Source organism: Nonomuraea sp. NPDC049695 (genome assembly GCF_040674955.1).
In the GTDB taxonomy this organism is placed as follows: Bacteria; Actinomycetota; Actinomycetes; order Streptosporangiales; family Streptosporangiaceae; genus Nonomuraea; species Nonomuraea helvata.
In genome coordinates this window covers 161,976-182,354 of record NZ_JBFANV010000004.1, presented here as the reverse complement: position 1 = coordinate 182,354, position 20,379 = coordinate 161,976, and the positions used below count along the sequence as shown (strand labels likewise).

The window sequence follows — 20,379 nt, the reverse complement described above, 5'->3', positions numbered from 1 at the left end:
TGGTCAGCCTCTCCTCTTGTGGTTCGCGATGGCCTCGCGGTACGCCTCGACGGTTCTCCTGGCCACGACGTGCCAGGTGTAGCGCTCCATGACGCGGTCGTATCCGGCCTTGCCCACCCGTTCGCGCTCCTCGGGGGAGTCGTGCAGGCGGCGCAGCACCGACGCCAGCTCCTCGGGGTCGCCGGGGGTCACCTGGATGGCCGCGTCGCCCACGACCTCGGGCAGCGCCCCCGTACGGCTGGCCACCAGGGGGGTGGCGCAGGCCATGTGCTCGACGGCGGGCAGCGAGAATCCCTCATAGAGCGAGGGGACGACCGAGATCTCCGAGGTGGCGACCAGCTCGCCCAGCTCCTCGTCGGAGATGCCGTGCACGAAACGCACGCGGTCCTGCAGCGAGAGCTCCTGGACGAGCTGCTCAGTGGGGCCGCCGGGGGTGGGGCGGCTGACGACGGTGAGGTTCACGTCGCGCTCGGTGGCCAGCTTGGCGACCGCGCGCAGCAGTGTCGCGACGCCCTTCATCGGCGAGTCCGCGCTGGCCACCGCCACGATCGAGCCCTTGCGCCTGGGCATGTCCGGGCGCGGGTGGAAGTAGCGGGTGTCGACCCCGAGGGGGATCAGGCGCATGTTCGCCTGGGGGACGTTGAAGTCGCGGTGGATGTCGGCCAGCGACGACTCGCTGACGGTCAGGATGGGACTCAGCCGGGGCGCGACGCGTGCCTGCATCTTCACGAACCCGTACCAGCGGCGCAGGCTCAGCCTCTTGCCGCCCGTGGCGGCCTCGAGCTCGATGCGCCGGTCGACGCTGATCGGGTGGTGGATGGTGCCGACCACGGGAAACATCCGCTGGATGCCCAGCAGGCCGTACCCGAGGGTCTGGTTGTCCTGGACGACGTCGAAGTCGCCGACGCGCTTCTTCAGCTCGCGGTAGGCCCGCAGCGTGAACGTCAGCGGCTCGGGGAACCCGGCCGTCCACATCGTCCCGACTTCCAGCCAGTCGATCCAGTCGCGGTACTCGTCGAGCTTGGGGGTTCTGAACGGGTCCTCGTCGCGGTAGAGGTCGAGGCTGGGCACCTCGCGCAGGATGACGCCCTCGTCCAGCTCGGGATAGGGCTGTCCGGAGAACACCTCGACGTGGTGGCCGAGCGCGACCAGCTCGCGGCTGACGTGGCGGAGATAGACGCCCTGACCGCCACAGGTGGGCTTGCTGCGATAGGACAGCAGCGCTACCCGCAGCCTGCCTTCCTCCTCCTGCACGGACACCCCTTTCCCCGCCGGTTTGGCCCAGAGACGGGCGTGTACCGTGAAGATGACCTTAGTCCGAGAAGGCTACCATTCGGTAGGTCGCCTGGAATTGTTCACATTAGCCGTCACACGTCGTGCGAACTGCGACGTTGCTGTAACCGAGCGTGGTTCGGTGGAACACGTTCTAGGTGCTCTGATGCCCTGTCAGTGCGCTTACCTGTACATTCCCGTGCCAAAGGGATGCGGTACGCAATAGTTGGAGGACCCTTGGCCAGGCGCGCTCTGATTACCGGCATCACCGGCCAGGACGGTTCCTACTTGGCGGAGCACCTGCTCGAACAGGGCTATGAGGTATGGGGGCTGGCCCGGGGGCAGGCGAACCCGCGGGTCTCCCGGATGCGCAAGCTGCTCACCGACGTCCAGGTCGTGCGGGGAGACCTGCTGGACCAGGGGTCCCTGATCTCGGCGGTGGAACGGGTTCAGCCGGACGAGGTGTACAACCTCGGGGCGATCTCGTTCGTGCCGATGTCGTGGGAGCAGGCGGAGCTCACGGCCGAGGTGACCGGGATGGGCGTGCTGCGCATGCTGGAGGCGATCCGGGTGTGCTCGGGGGCGTCGCGGGGCTCGGGCTCATCCGGACAGATCCGCTTTTATCAAGCTTCTTCCTCTGAGATGTTCGGCCAGGTCAGCGAGACGCCGCAGAACGAGCGCACCGCCTTCCACCCGCGCTCGCCGTACGGGGTGGCCAAGGCGTACGGGCACTTCCTCACCCAGAACTACCGCGAGTCGTACGGGATGTTCGCCGTGTCCGGCATCCTGTTCAACCACGAGTCGCCGCGCCGGGGGGCCGAGTTCGTCACCAGGAAGGTGTCGCTGGGGGTGGCCCGGATCAAGCTGGGGCTGGCCACGGAGCTGCGGCTGGGGAACCTGGAGGCCCGTCGGGACTGGGGGTTCGCCGGCGACTATGTGAAGGCCATGCACCTGATGCTGCAGGCGGCCACTCCCGAGGACTACGTGATCGGGACCGGGCGGATGAAGTCGGTCAGGGAGCTGGTGGAGGCGGCGTTCGCGGCCGCCGGGCTGGACTGGGAGCGGTACGTGGTGACCGACCAGACGCTGCACCGTCCGGCCGAGGTGGACCTGCTGTGCGCGGATCCGAAGAAGGCGCGGGCGCAGCTGGGGTGGGAGCCGGGTGTGTCGTTCGACGAGCTGGTCGCGATGATGGTCGAATCCGACCTGCGGCTCCTGTCGGACGGGGCCGACCCGTACGAGGATTCCTGGCCGTGAGCTCCGGTGTCTTCATGATCGCCTCGCGGTAGCCGCCTGGGGCAAGTCATATGCCATCTCTTCGCTTCTCGATCGCCATTGACAAAACAGATTTTTACGTAAAGGATTGTTTTTGCGATGAGAGACGTCCTGTACCTGGAAGAGATCGAGCAGGCCGAGGCGCTGCTCAAGCCGCAGCGCGTGGAGGTGCTGCGGCAGCTGGCCGAGCCGCGTACGTGCTCAGAGGTCGCCGAACGGCTCGGCCAGACGCCGCAGCGGGTGTACTACCACGTCAAGCGGCTGGTCGAGGCGGGCCTCGTGGACCTGGTGTCGGAGCGCAAGGTGCGCGGGGTCCACGAGGGCATCTACCAGGCCAGCGCGCGCTCGTACTGGCTGTCGCCCCGGCTGGTCGGCCGGATCGGGCTGCGCAAGGCCCGTGACGAGCTGAGCCTCGGCTACCTCCTGGACCTCATGGAGGAGGTCCAGGCGGACGTCGCGGCACTCGACAGGCGCGCGCCCGAGCTCCCGTCGATCGGGCTGTCCGGGGAGATCCACGTGCTGCCCGAGAGGCGTCAGGAGTTCTTGAACGATCTCCAGACGATGCTGCAGGACCTGTTCACGCGGTACGGCGGGGCGGAAGGGGACGCGTTCAAGCTGGCCGTCGCCTGCTATCCCAAAGCCGCCGACCAGCCCGGGGCCACGGAAGGCCCCTGACGGTTTTCAGAGGAGGAAGTGACCATGACCGAGCCCATGATTCTTCGTGCCCGCGTTCAGGCGCCGCTCAAGGAGGTCCGCCACGCGCTCACCGACCCGGCCGCGCTGCGGATCTGGCTCGCGGAGCACGCCGAGGTGGAGCTGCCCGACCGGTTCGGGTTCTGGGGGCGTACGACGCCTGAGGGGGACGCGCCGCACCAGCGGCTGCTGCATGCCGACGAGCGTACGGTGCGGTTCGCGTGGCTGCTGGACGGCGAGGAGACCACCGCCGAGTTCCAGTTAACGGAGGACGGGGACGCGACCGTTGTGTCGTTGTCGCAGACGCACTTCGACTTCCAGGACGCCATCACCGGCAAGAGCATCCGAGGGGTGCTGCAGACGTACTGGTGCCAGGCCCTCGCCAACCTGGCCGAGCACTTCGAGGGACGCGAGCTCACGCCCAAGGTCGACTACACCTCTGCGGACCTGCGTGCCGGGGTCACGATCGACGCGCCGCCGGCGCAGGTGTTCGACTCGCTGATCGACTCGGAGGCGGTGACCAAGTGGTTCGGCTTCCCGATCGAGATCGAGCCGTACGTGGGCGGCCGGTTCGCGATGGGCGGCCTCGCCAACGACCCGAGCCCGGCCAAGGTGCTCGAGCTCGAGCCCGGCCGGAAGTTCTCCCTGGACTGGGGCGGCACCGGGGTCGGGACGTGGGAGCTGGAGGGGTCGGAGGGCAGGACCCGGCTGACGCTGGTGCAGAGCGGGTTCGACGCGGAACGGCCTCCGTACGCGGCGTGGGGCGGGATCCTGGCCGGGGTCGCGGAGCTGCGGCGCTACCACGAGGTGCCCGACTGGCAGCCGGTCTTCGCGGCGTAGCGGTACCGCACCAGCGTGCAAGACGCGATTTGGACAGGGGGCGGACACTGGTGACATGCGTTTCGATACCAAGATCGGCATTGTGGTCCGCGCGGATCTGGCCGCATGGCAGAAGCTCAACGTCACCGCCTTCCTGTCCAGCGCCGTGGCGGGCGGGGTGCCGGGGGTCATGGGGGAGCCGTACGAGGACGGGTCGGGCCATTCGTACCTGCCGATGATCCGGCAGCCGGTGCTGGTCTATGCGGCTGATCTGACGGAGCTGCGGGGCGTCCGCGAGAAGGCGATGGGGCGCGGGATGGACGTCGCCGTGTACATCGAGGAGATGTTCAAGACGGGGCACGACGCGGACAACCGGGCGGCCGTGCGGGCGGTGGAGGCCGACGACCTCGCGCTGGTGGGGGTGGCGATCCATGGGCCGAAGAACGGCGTGGACAAGGTCCTGAAGGGCCTCTCCCTGCACCCCTGACCTTCGGTGGCTGTGGATGACCGGCCCTCATCCACAGAATCCCATTCGGCCGCCCCGCTCGGCAGCGCGCCGTAGCACCCTTGGCGCCATGCCGCACCTCCCACCCGCTCCCAACGGGCCTCCCACGGACGGTCACCCTCTTCCGGCCCCTCGTCTCTCGTTGATCGAGCGGGCCGGCCGGGTCACTCGAGCGGTTCCGCAGGCCGTCGCCTGCCGCCGGACGGCCGCCCACGTCTGGGGCCTGGACGTCCTGGAGGCCTGCGAAGCCGACTGGCCCATAGAGCTGACCGCCCCCGGCCATCTGGCGCTTCCCGGTTGCGTCACCTACCTGGCACCCCTTCCGCCGGAGGACATCGCCACGCACAAGGGCGTCCGCCTCACCACCGTCGAGCGCACGGCTCTCGACTGCGCCCGCTGGCTGCCTCGCTTGAAGGCGGTGGCCGTCCTCGACCAGTTCGCGCGCAGGGGTGTCGATCTCGAAGCCCTGTGGCACCGTCCGTTCAACTCCTGGTGTCTGCGCGACACGCTCGCCCTGGCCGACCGGGGCGCCGCCTCTCCCCGGGAGAGTTGGCTCAGGGTCATCCTCGTCGAGGGCGGGCTTCCCAGGCCCACCACCCAGATCAGGGTCGAGGCGGACGGCGACCGGTTCGCGTACCTCGATCTGGGCTGGGAGGAGTTCAAGGTCGCCGTGGAGTACGACGGCCGGGAGCACCACTCCACGGCCGCCGACCAGCGACACGACACCGATCGCCGCGAGGAGCTCCGGAGGCGGGGCTGGCGCGTGATCGCCGTCCGGAGGGACGTCATCCCCGGCCAGATCGCCGACCTCCTGCAGCACGTGGCCGACGCGCTGATCGAGCGCGGCTGGCAGCCGGGGCCGGAACGCACCAACCGCATCCTCGGCCGCATCCGCGCCGCCCGCCGCCGCTCCCGCTTCCGGTGATCCACCGCCGCCCGCCGTCTCCGGTTGTCCGGCCGTCGTCTGTCGCCTGCGTTGGTGGCGGAGGCTCACCGTCCGGCTCGTGGAGCGGGACGACGACCGACACGGCACGGCGCTGGGCGTGGTCACGGTGCCGCGCGGCTACGGTTCCCGCGGTCGGGTGGCGATGCCGACGCCGCCCACACTGCGGCAGGGCGGTGCCGTGGCACCATCCGCGACGAGTGGGCGCGTCACGCGCACGAGCGGCGGCGCATGGTGCACCCCGTGTGCGGCGCGGGCCGGTCGCGCCGCTTGGCGGGCTTGTGCCGCACCCACGCGTCGCGCCCCTCGGTGGCGCGTGCCGTACCCACGCGTCATACCGCTCGATGGATGAGATGTCAGCTGACTGCGACGGGAAGTTCCTTGATGCCGTTGATGAAGTTCGAGCGCAACCGGCGGGCCGGGCCTGTCTGGCGGAGGTTGGGGCGGCGGCGGGCCAGTTGTTCGAAGAGGATCCGGAGTTCGAGTTTGGCCAGGTGGTTGCCGAGGCAGAAGTGGGCGCCGCCGCCCCCGAAGCCGATGTGCGGGTTCGGGTCGCGGGTGATGTCGAAGACCTCAGGATCGGAGAAGACCGAGGGGTCACGGTTGGCGGAGGCGTAGAAGACGACGACCTTGTCGTCGGCCTTGATCTCCTGCCCGCCCAGCACCTGGTCGGTGGTGGAGGTGCGGCGGAAGAGGTTGACCGGGGAGACCCAGCGGACGATCTCGTCGGCGGCGGTTTTGGCGAGGGCGGGGTCGGCGACCAGGCGGTCCCACTGGTCCGGGTGCTCGAAGAGGGTGAGCATGCCGCCGGAGGCCGCGTTGCGGGTGGTCTCGTTGCCGGCCACGGCCAGGAGGAGGACGAAGAGCTGGAACTCGTCCTCGTCGAGCGTCTCGCCGTGCTCGTCGGGTTGGAGGAGCTTGGTGGCGATGTCGTTCCTCGGGGTGGCCTTGCGCCGCGCCGCGAGTTCGCTGGCGTAGGCGTAGACCTCCATGGCGGCGGCCGAGGCCTGCTCGGGGGTGCTCGAGTAGTCGGGGTCCTGGCTGCCGATCATGCGGTTGGACCAGGTGAAGAGCTTGTCGCGGTCGGCCACGGGCGCGCCGAGCAGCTCGCAGATCACGTACAGAGGGAGCGGCGCGGCGACTTCGGTGACGAAGTCGATCTCGCCGGTGCACTTGTCGAGGAGGTCGTCGCAGATGTCCCGGATGTGTTCTTCGAGGCTTCCGATGGTGCGCGGGGTGAAGCCCCGGTTGACCAGCGAACGCCGTCTCGTGTGCTCGGGCGGGTCCTGGTTGAGCATCATGTGGCGCTGGAGGTCGATCTGCTCCTGGGTCAGCTCTTCGAACAGGGCGAGCTTGCGGTACGAGGAGAAGAGGTCCGAGTGCCGCGATACGTGCACCACATCCTCATATCGGGTGACGGCCCAGAAGCCGGGCGCGCCGTCGTGCCAGTGGACGGGAGAGTTCGCGCGGAGCCAGGCGAGCTGCTCGAGTGGTGGTCCGGTTGTCGCGTAAATGTCCCTGTCGACGAGGTTGATGTGCACCCGATTCACCCTCTTGATCAAGCGCTTGGTTAAGTCCTATTGAAACGTGTTCTATTACGTCCCTGTACGGTCGTCAAGGAGGAATGTAGGTGTGCGATGGCCGCATGTCGCCGGGCCAATGGGGTCCCGGCGTCGACAGGGTCCTGTGCGGGCGCGGTGACGTGACATCGTCCGGCCGGTGTGGCGTTGCGCCTCCTGGCCCGGTGTGGGGGGTGTGTCGTTTTGATGGCGGGTAGGGGTATTGATCGCAGTTGTCACCTGCGCGCAACCGCCTTTGGTGAGGGGCTTTGAGGTGGGTTTCACCTCCGATGTTTTGGAGGGCTTGCATTCGTGTATGTGAACGTAACCATCGGAGCGGTTAAGTCGATTCACAGGCGTCGACCGGCTCGTGAGGATGTCTTTCGAGGTCACGGATCGGAGGTATCCCTCTCGCCGCCCTTGACACGCTCCCGCTGGTCGCACGAGCATCGTGAAACGAGACATCCGATGTATATGTGAAGGATGCGGTGTGAAGCTGCTGCGAGTAGGACCTGTCGGTCAGGAACGCCCGGTGGTCATGGATGACGCCGGTAACCTGCGCGACATCGGAGAGCCCGAGATCGATGGGGCTTTCCTCGCTTCCGGGGGAGTGGCGCGCGTCCGGGACGCGCTCGAGCGCGGTGCCCTGCCCATCGTCGACGCCGAGGGGCTGCGCATCGGCGCTCCGATCGCGCGTCCCGGCAAGGTCGTCTGTATCGGCCTGAACTACAGCGACCACGCCGCCGAGTCCGGCCTCGACGTGCCGGCCGAGCCGGTCGTGTTCATGAAGGCCTCCAACACCGTCATCGGCCCGTACGACGAGGTGCTCGTCCCTCGGGGCAGCGTGAAGACCGACTGGGAGGTGGAGCTGGCGATCGTCATCGGGCAGGAGGCCCGCTACCTCGGCAGCCGGGAGGAGGCGCTCGGCGTGATCGCCGGGTACGCCATCTCCAACGACGTCTCCGAGCGCGAGTTCCAGCTCGAACGCGGCGGCCAGTGGGACAAGGGCAAGTCGTGCGAGACGTTCAACCCGCTCGGCCCCTGGCTGGTGACGGCGGACGAGGTGGCCGACCCGCAGAGCCTGGCCCTGCGCCTCTGGGTGAACGGCGAGACGCGCCAGGACGGCGAGACGAAGAACATGATCTTCGATGTGGCCGAGATCGTGCGCTACCTGAGCCAGTTCATGGTCCTGGAGCCAGGCGATGTGATCAACACGGGCACGCCGGCCGGCGTGGCGATGGGCATGCCGGGGCAGCCGTACCTGCGTGCGGGTGACGTGATGGAGTTGGAGATCGAAGGGCTCGGCCGGCAGCGTCAGACGGTGGGGCAGGCATGACGACTCCAGGCTCGTACCGGATCATCGGGATGGAGACGCACGACGTGCGCTTCCCGACATCGCGCGAGCTCGACGGCTCGGATGCGATGAATCCCGATCCCGACTACTCCGCGGCCTATGTCGTGCTCAAGACCGATGACGGGTTCGAGGGGCACGGGTTCGCGTTCACGATCGGGCGCGGCAACGACATCCAGACCGCGGCCATCAGCGCGCTCGAGCCGTACGTGGTCGGCAAGGACGTCGAAGACCTCGGCGCGCTCTACAAGGACATGGTCAACGACTCGCAGCTGCGCTGGCTGGGCCCCGAGAAGGGGGTCATGCACATGGCGATCTCCGCCGTGGTCAACGCCCTGTGGGACCTCAAGGCCAAGCGGGCGGGCAAGCCGTTGTGGCGGCTGCTGTCCGAGATGTCCTCCGAGGAGATCGTCGACCTCATTGACTTCCGCTACCTGAGCGACGCCCTCACGCGCGACGAAGCCCTTCAGATCCTGAGGAATGCCGAGAAGGGCAAGGAGGAGCGGATAAGCCGGCTCATCGAGGACGGCTACCCGGCCTACACGACCTCCCCCGGGTGGCTGGGCTACGACGACGAGAAGCTGCGCAGGCTCTGCAAGGAGGCGCTCGACCAGGGCTTCAAGCAGATCAAGCTCAAGGTCGGCGCCGATCTCGACGACGACCGGCGCCGCTTCAGGGTGGCCCGCGAGGTCTGTGGCCCCGACTTCCCGATCGCGATCGACGCCAACCAGCGCTGGGACGTCGGCTCGGCCATCGAGTGGATCAACGCGCTGCGCGAGTACAACCCCCACTGGGTGGAGGAGCCGACCAGCCCCGACGACGTGCTCGGCCACGCCGCCATCGCCAGGGGGATCGAGCCCATCCCGGTGGCCACCGGCGAGCACGTACAGAACCGCATCGTGTTCAAGCAGCTCCTGCAGGCCAACGCCATCTCCTACCTGCAGATCGACTCGGCCAGGGTCGGCGGTGTCAACGAGAACCTGGCGATCCTGCTGCTGGCGGCCAAGTTCGGCGTGCCGGTGTGCCCGCACGCGGGCGGTGTCGGGCTGTGCGAGCTGGTGCAGCACCTGTCGATGTTCGACTACGTCGCGGTCACGGGCTCCATGGACAGCCGCGTGATCGAGTACGTCGACCACCTCCACGAGCACTTCGTGGACCCCGTCGTCATCCGCAACGGCAGGTACGTCGCACCCTCCGCGCCCGGCTTCAGCGCGGAGATGCACGCAGAATCGATCGCCGCCCACACCTTCCCCGGCGGCGAGATCTGGAGGGACGCGTGAGCCTGAAAGCGATCGTCACCGGCGGCGGCTCCGGCATCGGCCTGGCCGCCGCCACCCTGCTCGCCGAGCGCGGCATGAAGGTCGCCTGCCTCGACATCAACCCGCCCGGCGAGCCGTTCATCGGGATCAAGGTGGACGTGACGGACGACGCCGGGGTACGTGCGGCGGTGGCGGAGGCCGCCGACCGCCTCGGCGGCATCGACGTGCTCGTCAACAACGCGGGCATCGGCGCGCAGGGCACCATCGAGGACAACCCGGACAGCGAGTGGCAGAAGGTGTTCGACGTCAACGTGCTCGGCATGGTCCGGGTCGCGCGGGCGGCGCTGCCGTACCTCAGGAGGTCCGAGCACGCCTCCATCGTCAACACCTGCTCGATCGCGGCCACCGCGGGGCTGCCGCAGCGGGCGCTCTACAGCGCGACCAAGGGCGCGGTGCTGTCGCTGACGCTCGCGATGGCCGCGGACCACATCCGTGAAGGCATCCGGGTCAACTGCGTCAACCCGGGCACCGCGGACACACCGTGGGTCGGCAGGTTGCTCGACTCCGCCGACGACCCCGAGGCGGAGCGTGCCGCACTCAACGCCAGGCAGCCGATGGGCCGTCTGGTCAGCGCGGAGGAGGTCGCCGCGGCGATCGCCTACCTCGCCGGCCCGGAAGCCGGTGCGACCACCGGGACCTCGATCGCGGTCGACGGCGGGATGCAGGGGCTCCGCCTCAGGGCGACCAACTAAGGAAGGTAACCCCCCATGAAGTTCGGATCGGCGGTCGCGGCAGCGGCCCTCTTGGCGGTCGTCACCGCGTGTGGCTCAGGCGCAACGTCGGGAGGAGGAGGGGGCGGCGGAAAGATAGGCATCGACCACCCGCGCGCCGACTCCGACTTCTGGAACTCCTACATCAAGTACGTCCCCCAGATGGCCGGCGAGCTCAAGGTGGACCTCATGCCTGCCACGAACTCGCAGAACGACGTGGCCAAGCTGGTCAACAACGTGCAGGCGCTGGTCGGCCAGGGAGCCAAGGCGATCGTCATGGCCCCGCAGGACACCGGCGCCGTCGCCAATCTCCTGCAGCAGCTGGAGAACAAGAAGATCCCCGTCGTGACCGTCGACACCCGTCCGGACAAGGGCAAGGTCTACATGGTCGTACGCGCCGACAACCGCGCGTACGGGACGAAGGCCTGCGAGTTCCTCGGCGAGAAGCTGGGGGGCAAGGGCAAGGTCGTGCAGCTCCAGGGCGCGCTCAGCTCGATCAACGGCCGTGACAGGTCGGAGGCGTTCCTGGAGTGCATGAAGACCAAGTTCCCTGGCATCACGGTGTTCAGCGAGCCGACGGAGTGGGAGGGCAGCAAGGCCGCGTCCATGCTGCAGACCCGTCTGGAGCAGAACCCTGACATCAAGGGCATCTACATGCATGCCGGCGGCGTCCACCTGGCTCCGACGCTGCAGACGCTGAAGCAGAAGGGGCTGCTCGTCCCGCCGAGCGACCCCAAGCACATCTTCGTGGTGTCGAACGACGGCATCCCCCAGGAGTACGAGGCGATCCGCAAGGGCGACATCGACGCCACGGTGTCGCAGCCGGCCGACCTGTACGCCAAGTACGCGCTCTTCTATGCCAAGGCCGCGTTGGAGGGCAAGACGTTCAAGCCCGGCCCCACCGACCATGACAGCACCATCATCCAGCTCCCGAACGGCCTGGAGGACCAGCTCCCCGCGCCGCTCGTGACGAAGGAGAACGTGGACGACAAGAGCCTTTGGGGTAATCAGGTCAAGTGATGAAAAATCACGTTGAAGCCCGAAACGTCGTCAAGCGCTTCGGCCCGACCGTGGCGCTCAACGGCGCGGGGATCGCGATCGCCGAGGGTGAGACCCACGCGCTCGTCGGCCGGAACGGCGCGGGTAAGTCCACCCTGGTGTCGATCCTCACCGGGCTCCAGCCGGCCGATGAGGGCGAGGTGCTGTTCTCGGGAGAGCCGGCGCCCGCCCTCGCCGACCGTGACGCGTGGCGGCAGCGCGTCGCCTGCGTCTACCAGAAGTCCACGATCATCCCGGCGCTCACGGTCGCGGAGAACCTCTTCCTCAACCGTCAGGCGGCCAAGGGCGCCACGATCAACTGGCGGGCGCTGCGGGCCAGGGCGCGTGAGCTGCTGGAGACGTACGAGGTGGACGTCGACGCCCAGGCGCTGGCCGGTGACCTGACTGTCGAGCAGCGCCAGCTCGTGGAGATCGCCCGCGCGCTGTCGTTCGGCGCCAGGTTCATCATCCTGGACGAGCCGACCGCGAGGCTCGACGGGCCGGCCATCGAGCGGCTGTTCGCCCGCATGCGCTCGCTGCGCGAGCAGGGCGTCACGATGATGTACATCTCCCATCACCTCGACGAGGTGTACGAGATCTGCCAGAGCGTCACGGTCTTCCGCGACGCGCGGCACATCGTGACCAGGCCGGTCGCCGGCTTCCCGCACGACGAGCTGGTCGCCGCGATGACGGGGGAGGCCACGGCGGCGTACGAGTCGCGCGCCCGCACGCCCGGCGACACGGTGGTGCTGTCGGGCGAGGGCCTCTCGCTCGGCGGCCGCTACTCAGATATTGATATTTCCGTTAAGTCGGGCGAGGTCGTCGGCCTGGCCGGGTCCGCGAGCAGCGGCAAGGTCGGCCTGGCCGAGACCCTCGTCGGGCTGCGCAAGGCCGACTCCGGCACGGTCACGGTCAACGGCACCCGGGTCAGGCCGGGTGACGTGCCGGCCGCGATGCGGGCGGGCCTCGGGTTCGTGCCGGAGGACCGCCACCACGAGGGGTTCGTCCCGCTGCTCTCGGTGGGGGAGAACGCCACGTTCCCGATCGCGCGCAAGCTGGGCCGGTACGGGTTCGTGTCGCCGGCGCGCCGCCGGGCCAAGGCCGGCCGGCTGATCCGGGATCTCGACATCAAGACGGAAGGGCCTGACCAGCCGGTCGCTGACCTGTCCGGGGGCAACGCGCAGAAAGTGGTGTTCGCGCGGGCACTCGTGGACGATCCGACCGTGCTGGTCGTGATCAACCCGACCGCCGGCGTCGACGTCAAGGCCAAACAGGCCCTGCTCGGCGCCGTCGAGGACGCGGTCGAGCGCGGGGCCGGGGCCGTGGTGGTCTCCGACGAGCTCGACGACCTGCGCATCTGCGACAGGGTGCTGGTGATGTTCCACGGAAGGGTCGTGAAGGACGTGCCGCGTGGCTGGGCGGACCACGAGCTCGTGGCCGTGATGGAAGGCATAGAAGATTGACCACATTGACTGCGCCGCCCCCGCGGATGCGCCTCGCCAGGTTCCGTGACCTGACGCTGGTGCCGGTGATCGTGATCCTGCTCGTCGTGGGCGCGTTCCTCGACCCGACCTTCCTGACGGCGGGCAACCTCACGAACGTGCTCCAGCAGCAGGCGGCGATCTCGCTCCTCGTGCTGGCCGAGGCGATGATCCTCATCGCCGGCAAGTTCGACCTCTCGCTGGAGTCGACGGTCGGCACCGCGCCGGCCATCGCGGTGATGCTGGTGATCCCGGCGTCGGCGGGCGGGTTCGGCATCGGGCTGCCGGGCGCCCTGGTGATCCCGCTGGCCCTGCTGATCGGCGCGGCCATCGGGGCGTTCAACGGCTTCCTGATCATCAGGTTCCAGCTGTCGGCGTTCATCGTCACGCTGGCGATGCTGATCATCGTGCACGGCTTCCTGCAGGGGCCGACGGAGGGCAAGACGCTCTTCCAGCTCCCCGACTCGATCCTCTACCTGGGCAGCGCGGTGTGGCTCGGCCTGCCCGCCGCCATCTGGATCGCCGGGTTGCTGTTCGCGGCGGGCATCTTCGGCCTGGCCTACCTGAGGCTCGGCCGCGCGCTCTACGCGATCGGCGGCAACGCCGACGCCGCCCGCGCCGCCGGCATCCGGGTGGATCGGGTGCTGTACGGCGTCTTCATCCTGGGCGGAACGCTGGCGGCGCTGGCCGGGATCCTGGAGACCGGCCGTCTCGGGGCGATCGGCAACAACCAGGGTGTCGGGTGGATCTTCATGGTGTTCGCGGCGGCGGTCATCGGCGGCGTGAGCATGGACGGCGGCAAGGGCACGATCCTGGGCGCACTCACCGGCGTGCTGGTCATCGGCCTGGTCCAGAACATCCTTACTCTTATCGGCGTCTCCGGCTTCTGGCAGCCGGTGATCTACGGCGCCATCATTCTCGTCGCCCTGATGATCAGCCGGATCGCGGGCGGAAAGGCACAAGATTGAGCGAGATCGAGGAGCCCCGTACCGGCTCCGAAAGTGAGTCTTGGGCCGGCGGGCTCGAGTTGCCGCGTCACGGCTTCGGCGGGGCTCCGATCGGCAACCTGTTCCAGGACGTGCCGGAGGAGCAGGCGCGCGCCACGATCGACGCGGCGTGGGACAGCGGGGTGCGCCTGTTCGACACCGCGCCCCACTACGGGCTCGGCCTCTCGGAGCGCCGACTCGGCGCGGCGCTCAAAGGCCGCTCGGGTTACGTCCTGTCCACGAAGGTCGGCCGCCTGCTCGTGCCGGCGTCCTCGCAGGGCGGCCGCGACGACGAGGGCTTCGACGTGTCCGCCGAGCTCCGACGGGTGTGGGACTTCTCCGGCGACGGCGTGCGCAGGTCCCTGGAGGAGTCCCTGGCCCGCCTCGGGCTCCCGTCCGTCGACATCGCTCTCATCCACGACCCCGACGACCACCTGGAGCAGGCGCTCGCGGAGGCGTACCCGGCGCTGGCCGAGCTTCGGGCGCAGGGCGTGGTGAAGGCGATCGGCGTCGGGATGAACCAGTGGCAGGCGCCGCTGCGCTTCGTCCAGGAGACCTCCATCGACGTCGTCATGCTTGCCGGCCGCTACACCCTGCTCGACCAGTCCGGCCTGCCGCTCCTGGAGGAGTGCGTGCGACGCGGGGTCAGGGTGCTGGCGGCGGGCGTCTTCAACAGCGGCATCCTGGCCACGCCGCGGCCGTCGGGCACGTACAACTACCAGCCCGCGTCGGCGCCGCTGCTGGAGCGGGCGACGAGGATCGCGGATGCCTGCGAGCGCCACGGTGTCACGCTGCCCCAGGCGGCCATGGCCTTTCCCCTGCGCCACCCGGCCGTCGCCGCCGTCGTCCTGGGCGCCCGTTCGCCCGAGGAGGTCACCGCCAATGCCGCCCTCTGGTCCAGGCCGGTGCCGGACGCGCTCTGGGAGGAGCTGAAGTCGGAGGGTCTGCTGTCGGAGGGCGCTGCCTGAGGCGAGAGGGCTCGACGACCGCCGGACGGCGTGGCCGCCACCCGCCACCCGAACGGCGCGTCCCGGGACGGCATCACGGCCGCTGTGGTGCTTGTCCACGTGGTCGGCGCGGCGCCTCCAGGGCGCCGCGTGTCACGGTGGCCGCGTGTCGCGGTGGTGGCGCCCGTCCGCGCGCCCGCTGTCCAGAGCGTCAAGAGGACCGCCGCGCCCATGCCGAGGTGGACGCCGCGTGCCCGGGGCCGAGAGGTCAGGACGGGATGAACAGCCAGGACTTCGACGGGCCCGGCTCGTACGGGGAGTCGAGGCGCTTGGCGACGATCCCGGGCAGCCCCTGTTCGCGGGCCGCCTGGCGCACCGGCCCCGCCTCGCCCGGCCACGACGGCGCGGTCTGCCAGTGGCCGCCCGCCGGCTCCAGCGCCTCCAGCGCCGCCCGCCGCACCGTGTAGGGCTGGTCGAGCAGCGAGTGGCCGTCGTCGTACAGCAGGTCGTAGAAGACCAGGATCTCAGTGCCCCCCAGCGTGGCCAGCTCCCCGTCCAGCACCGCCGTGCGACTGCCGAACGACCTGGCCAGCCCGCGCAGCCACGGGTGCTCCCGCGCGGCCGTGGTGCGCCCGCCCTCGATGGGCACGAGCAGGCGCCGGCCGCCCCACGCGAACTCGAAGGCGTAGGCCGAGACGTCCTTGGGCGGCCTGGCGCGTTCGGTGGCGAGCATGGGCTCGACCTGTGGGAACGGGTCGCGGGCCAGGGCGTCCATGCGGTGGATCATCCAGTTCTTCCCGCGCGTCTGGAACAGCACGAAACGCCCGGAGGCGCGCTTTCCCTGCAGGACGAACTTGACCTCGCGATCCGACCACTTCTCCGCCTCGTACGTGCCGGCGTCCCAGATGGTCATCGTGCCGCCGCCGTACTCGCCCTGGGGGATCTCGCCGTGGAACGTGAGGTACTCCATCGGGTGGTCCTCCGTATGCACGGCCAGGTGGTTCGTGCCGGGGTCGGCCGGCAGGCCCTTGGGGACGGCCCAGGAGACGAGTACGCCGTCGCGCTCCAGGCGCAGGTCCCAGTGGAGTGAGCGGGCGTGATGCTCCTGGATGACGAACGCGTGGCCGTCCCCGGAGGAGGGCGGCGACGAGGGGATGGGCTCGGGGGTGCGGCCGGCGTCGCGTTTGCTGCGATATCGCTCCAGTTTGTCGGACACGACACGGGTACTACCCGCCCGTGCTCTCCCGGATCATCAGCTCGTACGGCACCCGGATCTCGCGTGCCTCGCGAGAGGCGCCGGCGATGCGCTCAGCCAGCAGGTCCACCGCCTGGCGGGCGATCGACTGCTTGTCGGGGGAGATCGTGGTCAGGGTGGGGGTGCCGTACCGGCCGTCCTCGATGTCGTCGAAGCCCGCCAGCGCCACGTCACCCGGCACCTTGAGACCGCGTTCGAGCAGAGTACGCAAGGCGCCCAGGGCCAGCAGGTCGCTGAAGCAGAAGACCGCGTCGGGCGCGGCGCCGGAGTCGAGCAGTTCGGCCATCGCGCGGGCCCCGTCCGCCCGGTGGTACGCCTCCACCGGGATCACCAGCCGGTCGTCCAGTGGCAGCCCAGCCTCCCGCAGGGCCCGGCGGTAGCCCTCGAGACGCAGCCGGGCCGTCTCCGCCGCCTCGTCGTCCTTGGCCCCGACGGCGGCGATGCGGCGGCGGCCGAGCGAGGCCAGGTGCAGGGTCGCCTCTTTGGCCGCCGCGACGTTGTCCACCACGATGTGGTCGGCCGGACCCTCGTAGACCCGCTCGCCCAGGAGCACCATCGGCGTGTCGTCCATGCGGGCGGCCAGGTCCTCGGGCGTCAGCGCCAGCGGGCTGAAGATCAGGCCGTCGATCAGGCGGGCGCGGAAGCCCTCGGCGACGAGCTGCTCGCGCTCCCGCGAGGCGCCCGTGTGGTCGATCAGGACCGTCAGCCCCTGCTCCTCCGCCGCCGCCACCACGAAACGGGCCAGCTCCGCGAAGTACGGGGTGTCCAGCTCGGGCACGGCCAGGGCGATGATCCCGGTGCGGCCCTGCCGCAGGTTCCTGGCCGAGAGATTGGGCCGGTAGTTGAGCTCCTTGATGGCCGCCTCGACCCGGCTCTTGGTGGCCGGTGTGACGTGCACGTAGCCGTTCACCACGTTGGAGACGGTCTTCACCGAGACGCCGGCCAGGCGGGCCACGTCCTTGAGGCCGACGCGAGCTTTGTCCATGGACAGACAGTGTATGCGCTTCTTTACAACGTTGAATACAACGATGTATAGATGGGGCGAAGCCTACCAAGGAGGACTGTCCATGGAATCCGCCAAGCTCACGCTGGACCCGGCATTCGAGGTCGGGCCGGTGGAACGGCGGCTGTTCGGATCGTTCGTCGAGCACATGGGGCGGTGCGTGTACACGGGCGTGTTCGAGCCCGGGCACGAGAGCGCCGACGACGGCGGCCTGCGGCGTGACGTGATCGAGCTGGCGCGGGAGATGGGCGTGACGGCCGTCCGCTATCCGGGTGGCAACTTCGTGTCCAACTACGAATGGGAGGACGGCGTCGGGCCGGCGCCTGAGCGGCCCACCAGGCTGGACCTGGCGTGGCGGCAGATCGAGACGAACGCGTTCGGGCTCGGCGAGTTCATGACCTGGCTGGGGGAGCTGGGAGCCGAGCCGGTGATGGCGGTCAACCTGGGCACCAGAGGCGTGAGCGCGGCCCGGGACCTGCTCGAATATGCCAACTACCCGGGCGGCACCCGCTGGTCGGACCTGCGCGTCAAGCACGGCGTACGCGAGCCGTACGGCATCAAGGTGTGGTGCCTGGGCAACGAGATGGACGGCCCCTGGCAGATCGGCGGGAAGACCGCGGACGAGTACGGCAGGCTCGCGTTCGAGACGGCCAAGGCCATGCGCCGGGTGGACCCGAGCATCGAGCTGGTGGCCTGCGGCAGCTCCAACATGCGGATCCCCACGTTCGGCTCGTGGGAGGCGACGGTGCTGGAGCACTGCTACGACGAGGTGGACTACATCTCCGCGCACTCCTACTACGACCCGGTGGCCGGCGACCGGGCCACCTACCTGGCCTCGGCGGTGGAGATGGAGCAGCAGATCCAGGGCGTGATCGCCACGGCCGACCACGTGGCGGCCAAGCTCGGCAGCCGCAAGCGGCTCAAGGTCTCCTTCGACGAGTGGAACGTCTGGTCGCAGAGCCTGTTCGAGGGAGAGGGCAGCCTCGACTGGGCGCACGCGCCGCGCATCATCGAGGAGGAGTACGACGTGGCCGCCGCCGCGGTCGTCGGCAGCCTGCTCATCACCCTGCTCAACCACGCCGACCGGGTCGGCATCGCCTGCCAGGCCCAGCTCGCCAACGTGATCGCCCCCATCCGCACCGAGCCGGGCGGCCCCGCGTGGCGGCAGACGATCTTCCACCCGTTCGCGCTCACCGCCGCCAACGCCCGAGGACGGGTGCTGCGGGTGGAGGCCACGGCCCCGGTCATGCCGATCGAGCGCTACGGCGAGGTGCCCGTGCTGGCCGCCGCCGCCACGCTGGACGAGGGCGAGCTCTCGGTCTTCGCGGTGAACCGCGGTGAGAGCCCGCTGCCGCTGGCGATCGACCTGCGCGGCCTGCCCCGCCTCACGGGGATCTCGCACGTCACGGTCGCCGACGACGACCCGGCCGCGCGCAACACCGAGCGCGACCCCCGCCGCGTCGAGCCCCGTGCGGTCCAGGGTGCGACGATCGACGGCGACCGGCTGAACGTGCTGCTGCCGCCGATCTCGTTCAACGTCGTCAAGGCCTCGTGACCCGGAGGTCCTGCGTCCCGATGACCTTGAGCAGCCGCAGCGCCTCGTACGACGGAGTCCCCGGCGCGGCGGTGTAGAGCACGACCCACTGGTCGCCCTCGGGCACGTGCAGCGTCTCGCAGTCGAGCTCCAGCCGGCCGACGGCCGGATGGTTGATGCGCTTGCGCGCCGACCTGCGTACGGTCACGTCGTGTCCGGCCCACAGCTCGGCGAACTCCGGACTGCTCGCCAGCAGCCGTTCGACGAGCCGGCGGATGCCGGAGTCGTCCGGATAGCGGGCGGAGGCGGCCCGCAGGTCGGCCACCGACTCCCTGGCGAACCGCCACGCCCCCTCCGGGTCGTGACGCGCCCTGGCCTGTGGGTCGGTGAAGTAGCGCCAGATGAGGTTGCGCTCGCCGGGCGGCAGCGCGGAGAAGTCCGTGAGCAGCGCCGCGGCGAGCGGGTTCCAGGCCAGCACGTCGTACTTGGCGTCGGCAACGAGTGCCGGGGTGTCGTGGAGCCGGTCGAGCAGGTGCAGGACGCCGGGCCTGACCTCCTGCGACGGGCCGGGCGCAGGCCCCGGCGGCTCGCCGGTCAGGTAGTACAGGTGGGAGCGCTCGTCGTCCGACAGCCGCAGGGCCCTGGCGATCGCGCCGAGCATCTGACGCGACGGCCGCGGCCCGCGCGCCTGCTCCAGGCGGGCGTAGTAGTCGACCGACATCCCGGCCAGCCGGGCGACCTCCTCGCGCCGCAGCCCGGGGGTGCGGCGGCGCTCGCCGCCCTCCAGGCCCACGTCGGACGGCAGCACCAGCTCACGGCGGCTGCGCAGGAACGCCGCAAGCTCCGCCCTGTTGATCCGGTCCATGCCCTCAGCATGCCTGACCTGCGCCACCGTAACCAGGGACCGCCGATCCGGGGCTCCGCGGGTCTCTCCCGCCCGAGCACCGCTCCGCCCAGGCTGAGGCCATGAACATCGCACTCATCACCGGCGCGAACAAGGGCATCGGGTACGCCACCGCCCGCGTACTGGGCAAGGCCGGATATGTCGTCCTCATCGGCGCCCGCGACCACGAGCGAGGCACGAAGGCGGCCTCGCAGCTGGCGGCGGAGGGCCTGGATGCCCGCTTCGTCCACCTGGATGTCACCGACCTGGACACCGTGGAGTCGGCCGCCACCTCCATCGACCGCGAGTACGGCCGCCTGGATCTGCTGATCAACAACGCCGCCATCTCCCGCGACCAGGAGCGCACGCCGAGCCGGCTCCCGGTCGCCGCCCTCCGCGAGGTCTACGAGACGAACGTGATCGGCGTCGTCGCCGTGACCAACGCCATGCTCCCGCTGCTGCGCAGGTCGGAGGCCGGCCGCGTGGTGAACGTCTCCAGCGGCCTGGGCACGTTCGCGTTCCTGGCCGACGAGAAGTCCGAGTGGCGCCCGTACGCGACCCTGCTCGGCTACAACTCCTCCAAGGCCGCCCTGAACGCCGTCACCCTGATCTACGCCGAGGAACTCCGCGACACGCCGATCAAGGTCTACGCGGTCTCGCCCGGCTTCTGCGCCACCGATCTCAACGGCCACCTCGGGGTGCTGACCGCCGACGAGGGCGGCGAGCACGTGGCCCGCCAGGCCACCATGCCCGACGCCCCGACCGGCGTCTTCCTCAGCGAGGAGGGCGGCACGTACCCCTGGTGA

The 20,379-nt window shown here is 69.6% G+C and carries 19 protein-coding genes; 14 read left to right on the top strand and 5 right to left on the bottom strand.

Annotated features, from left to right (window positions below):
- Positions 1–3: 3 nt before the first annotated feature.
- On the bottom strand, positions 4–1,260 hold the full coding sequence (locus AB0J64_RS05675; protein ID WP_364021171.1) for a glycosyltransferase family 4 protein: 1,257 nt from the start codon (positions 1,258–1,260) through the stop codon (positions 4–6).
- 249 nt (positions 1,261–1,509) lie between these two features.
- Between AB0J64_RS05675 and AB0J64_RS05670 the strand changes: the two genes are divergently transcribed.
- The 5 genes from AB0J64_RS05670 to AB0J64_RS05650 all read left to right on the top strand — a co-directional run bounded on the left by AB0J64_RS05670 (position 1,510) and on the right by AB0J64_RS05650 (position 5,489).
- Entirely contained in the window at positions 1,510–2,529 is a 1,020-nt protein-coding gene (locus tag AB0J64_RS05670) for a GDP-mannose 4,6-dehydratase (protein ID WP_364021168.1), read from the top strand.
- A gap of 117 nt (positions 2,530–2,646) precedes the next feature.
- Positions 2,647–3,222: a helix-turn-helix domain-containing protein gene (locus AB0J64_RS05665; protein WP_364021165.1), complete on the top strand. Its 576-nt coding sequence runs from the start codon at positions 2,647–2,649 to the stop codon at positions 3,220–3,222.
- Positions 3,223–3,246: 24 nt separating this feature from the next.
- Positions 3,247–4,080 (top strand): SRPBCC domain-containing protein, encoded by an 834-nt coding sequence (locus AB0J64_RS05660; RefSeq protein ID WP_364021162.1) that lies wholly within the window; start codon positions 3,247–3,249, stop codon positions 4,078–4,080.
- A gap of 55 nt (positions 4,081–4,135) precedes the next feature.
- Entirely contained in the window at positions 4,136–4,546 is a 411-nt protein-coding gene (locus tag AB0J64_RS05655) for a DUF2000 domain-containing protein (RefSeq protein ID WP_364021160.1), read from the top strand.
- 160 nt (positions 4,547–4,706) lie between these two features.
- Positions 4,707–5,489, top strand: a complete 783-nt coding sequence (locus tag AB0J64_RS05650; RefSeq protein WP_364021157.1) for a DUF559 domain-containing protein — start codon at positions 4,707–4,709, stop codon at positions 5,487–5,489.
- 374 nt (positions 5,490–5,863) lie between these two features.
- Here AB0J64_RS05650 and AB0J64_RS05645 read toward each other — a convergent pair whose 3' ends face one another.
- Entirely contained in the window at positions 5,864–7,048 is a 1,185-nt protein-coding gene (locus AB0J64_RS05645) for a cytochrome P450 (protein WP_364021154.1), read from the bottom strand.
- A 508-nt stretch (positions 7,049–7,556) separates the two neighbouring features.
- Between AB0J64_RS05645 and AB0J64_RS05640 the strand changes: the two genes are divergently transcribed.
- The 7 genes from AB0J64_RS05640 to AB0J64_RS05610 are packed head-to-tail and all read left to right on the top strand — an operon-like array spanning position 7,557 to position 14,919.
- Positions 7,557–8,402 carry a fumarylacetoacetate hydrolase family protein gene (locus AB0J64_RS05640; protein WP_364021151.1) on the top strand — a complete coding sequence of 282 codons (846 nt, stop codon included), beginning with the start codon at positions 7,557–7,559 and terminating at the stop codon, positions 8,400–8,402.
- Positions 8,399–9,697 (top strand): L-fuconate dehydratase, encoded by a 1,299-nt coding sequence (locus AB0J64_RS05635; RefSeq protein ID WP_364021148.1) that lies wholly within the window; start codon positions 8,399–8,401, stop codon positions 9,695–9,697. The genes AB0J64_RS05640 and AB0J64_RS05635 overlap by 4 nt, the downstream gene beginning before the upstream one ends.
- A complete protein-coding gene (locus AB0J64_RS05630) occupies positions 9,694–10,428 on the top strand; it encodes an SDR family oxidoreductase (protein ID WP_364021145.1) in 735 nt (244 codons plus the stop codon). Before AB0J64_RS05635 ends, AB0J64_RS05630 begins: the two co-directional genes overlap by 4 nt.
- Positions 10,429–10,443: 15 nt before the next feature.
- Positions 10,444–11,466 carry a sugar ABC transporter substrate-binding protein gene (locus tag AB0J64_RS05625; protein WP_364021142.1) on the top strand — a complete coding sequence of 341 codons (1,023 nt, stop codon included), beginning with the start codon at positions 10,444–10,446 and terminating at the stop codon, positions 11,464–11,466.
- Complete coding sequence (locus AB0J64_RS05620; RefSeq protein WP_364021138.1) at positions 11,466–12,947, top strand: sugar ABC transporter ATP-binding protein; 1,482 nt, start codon at positions 11,466–11,468, stop codon at positions 12,945–12,947. Before AB0J64_RS05625 ends, AB0J64_RS05620 begins: the two co-directional genes overlap by 1 nt.
- Positions 12,944–13,933 carry an ABC transporter permease gene (locus tag AB0J64_RS05615; RefSeq protein ID WP_364021135.1) on the top strand — a complete coding sequence of 330 codons (990 nt, stop codon included), beginning with the start codon at positions 12,944–12,946 and terminating at the stop codon, positions 13,931–13,933. Before AB0J64_RS05620 ends, AB0J64_RS05615 begins: the two co-directional genes overlap by 4 nt.
- The gene (locus AB0J64_RS05610; RefSeq protein WP_364021132.1) at positions 13,930–14,919 is read left to right on the top strand and encodes an aldo/keto reductase; all 990 of its coding nucleotides are present in this window, start codon (positions 13,930–13,932) and stop codon (positions 14,917–14,919) included. Before AB0J64_RS05615 ends, AB0J64_RS05610 begins: the two co-directional genes overlap by 4 nt.
- A gap of 247 nt (positions 14,920–15,166) precedes the next feature.
- On the opposite strand, the gene AB0J64_RS05605 is transcribed toward AB0J64_RS05610, so the two are convergent.
- Both AB0J64_RS05605 and AB0J64_RS05600 read right to left on the bottom strand, forming a co-directional pair.
- Positions 15,167–16,114, bottom strand: coding sequence for a DNA polymerase ligase N-terminal domain-containing protein (locus AB0J64_RS05605; protein WP_364021129.1), 948 nt, complete (start codon positions 16,112–16,114; stop codon positions 15,167–15,169).
- Between the two features lie 10 nt (positions 16,115–16,124).
- Positions 16,125–17,138, bottom strand: coding sequence for a LacI family DNA-binding transcriptional regulator (locus AB0J64_RS05600; protein ID WP_364021126.1), 1,014 nt, complete (start codon positions 17,136–17,138; stop codon positions 16,125–16,127).
- Between the two features lie 82 nt (positions 17,139–17,220).
- Here AB0J64_RS05600 and AB0J64_RS05595 point away from each other — a divergent pair, with 82 nt between their 5' ends.
- On the top strand, positions 17,221–18,711 hold the full coding sequence (locus AB0J64_RS05595) for an alpha-N-arabinofuranosidase (protein WP_364021123.1): 1,491 nt from the start codon (positions 17,221–17,223) through the stop codon (positions 18,709–18,711).
- Here AB0J64_RS05595 and AB0J64_RS05590 read toward each other — a convergent pair.
- Positions 18,698–19,555, bottom strand: coding sequence for a helix-turn-helix transcriptional regulator (locus AB0J64_RS05590; protein ID WP_364021120.1), 858 nt, complete (start codon positions 19,553–19,555; stop codon positions 18,698–18,700). The two genes, AB0J64_RS05595 and AB0J64_RS05590, sit on opposite strands and share 14 nt — an antisense overlap.
- Before the next feature lie 101 nt (positions 19,556–19,656).
- On the opposite strand from AB0J64_RS05590, the gene AB0J64_RS05585 reads away from it, so the two are divergent.
- Entirely contained in the window at positions 19,657–20,379 is a 723-nt protein-coding gene (locus AB0J64_RS05585) for an SDR family oxidoreductase (protein WP_364021117.1), read from the top strand.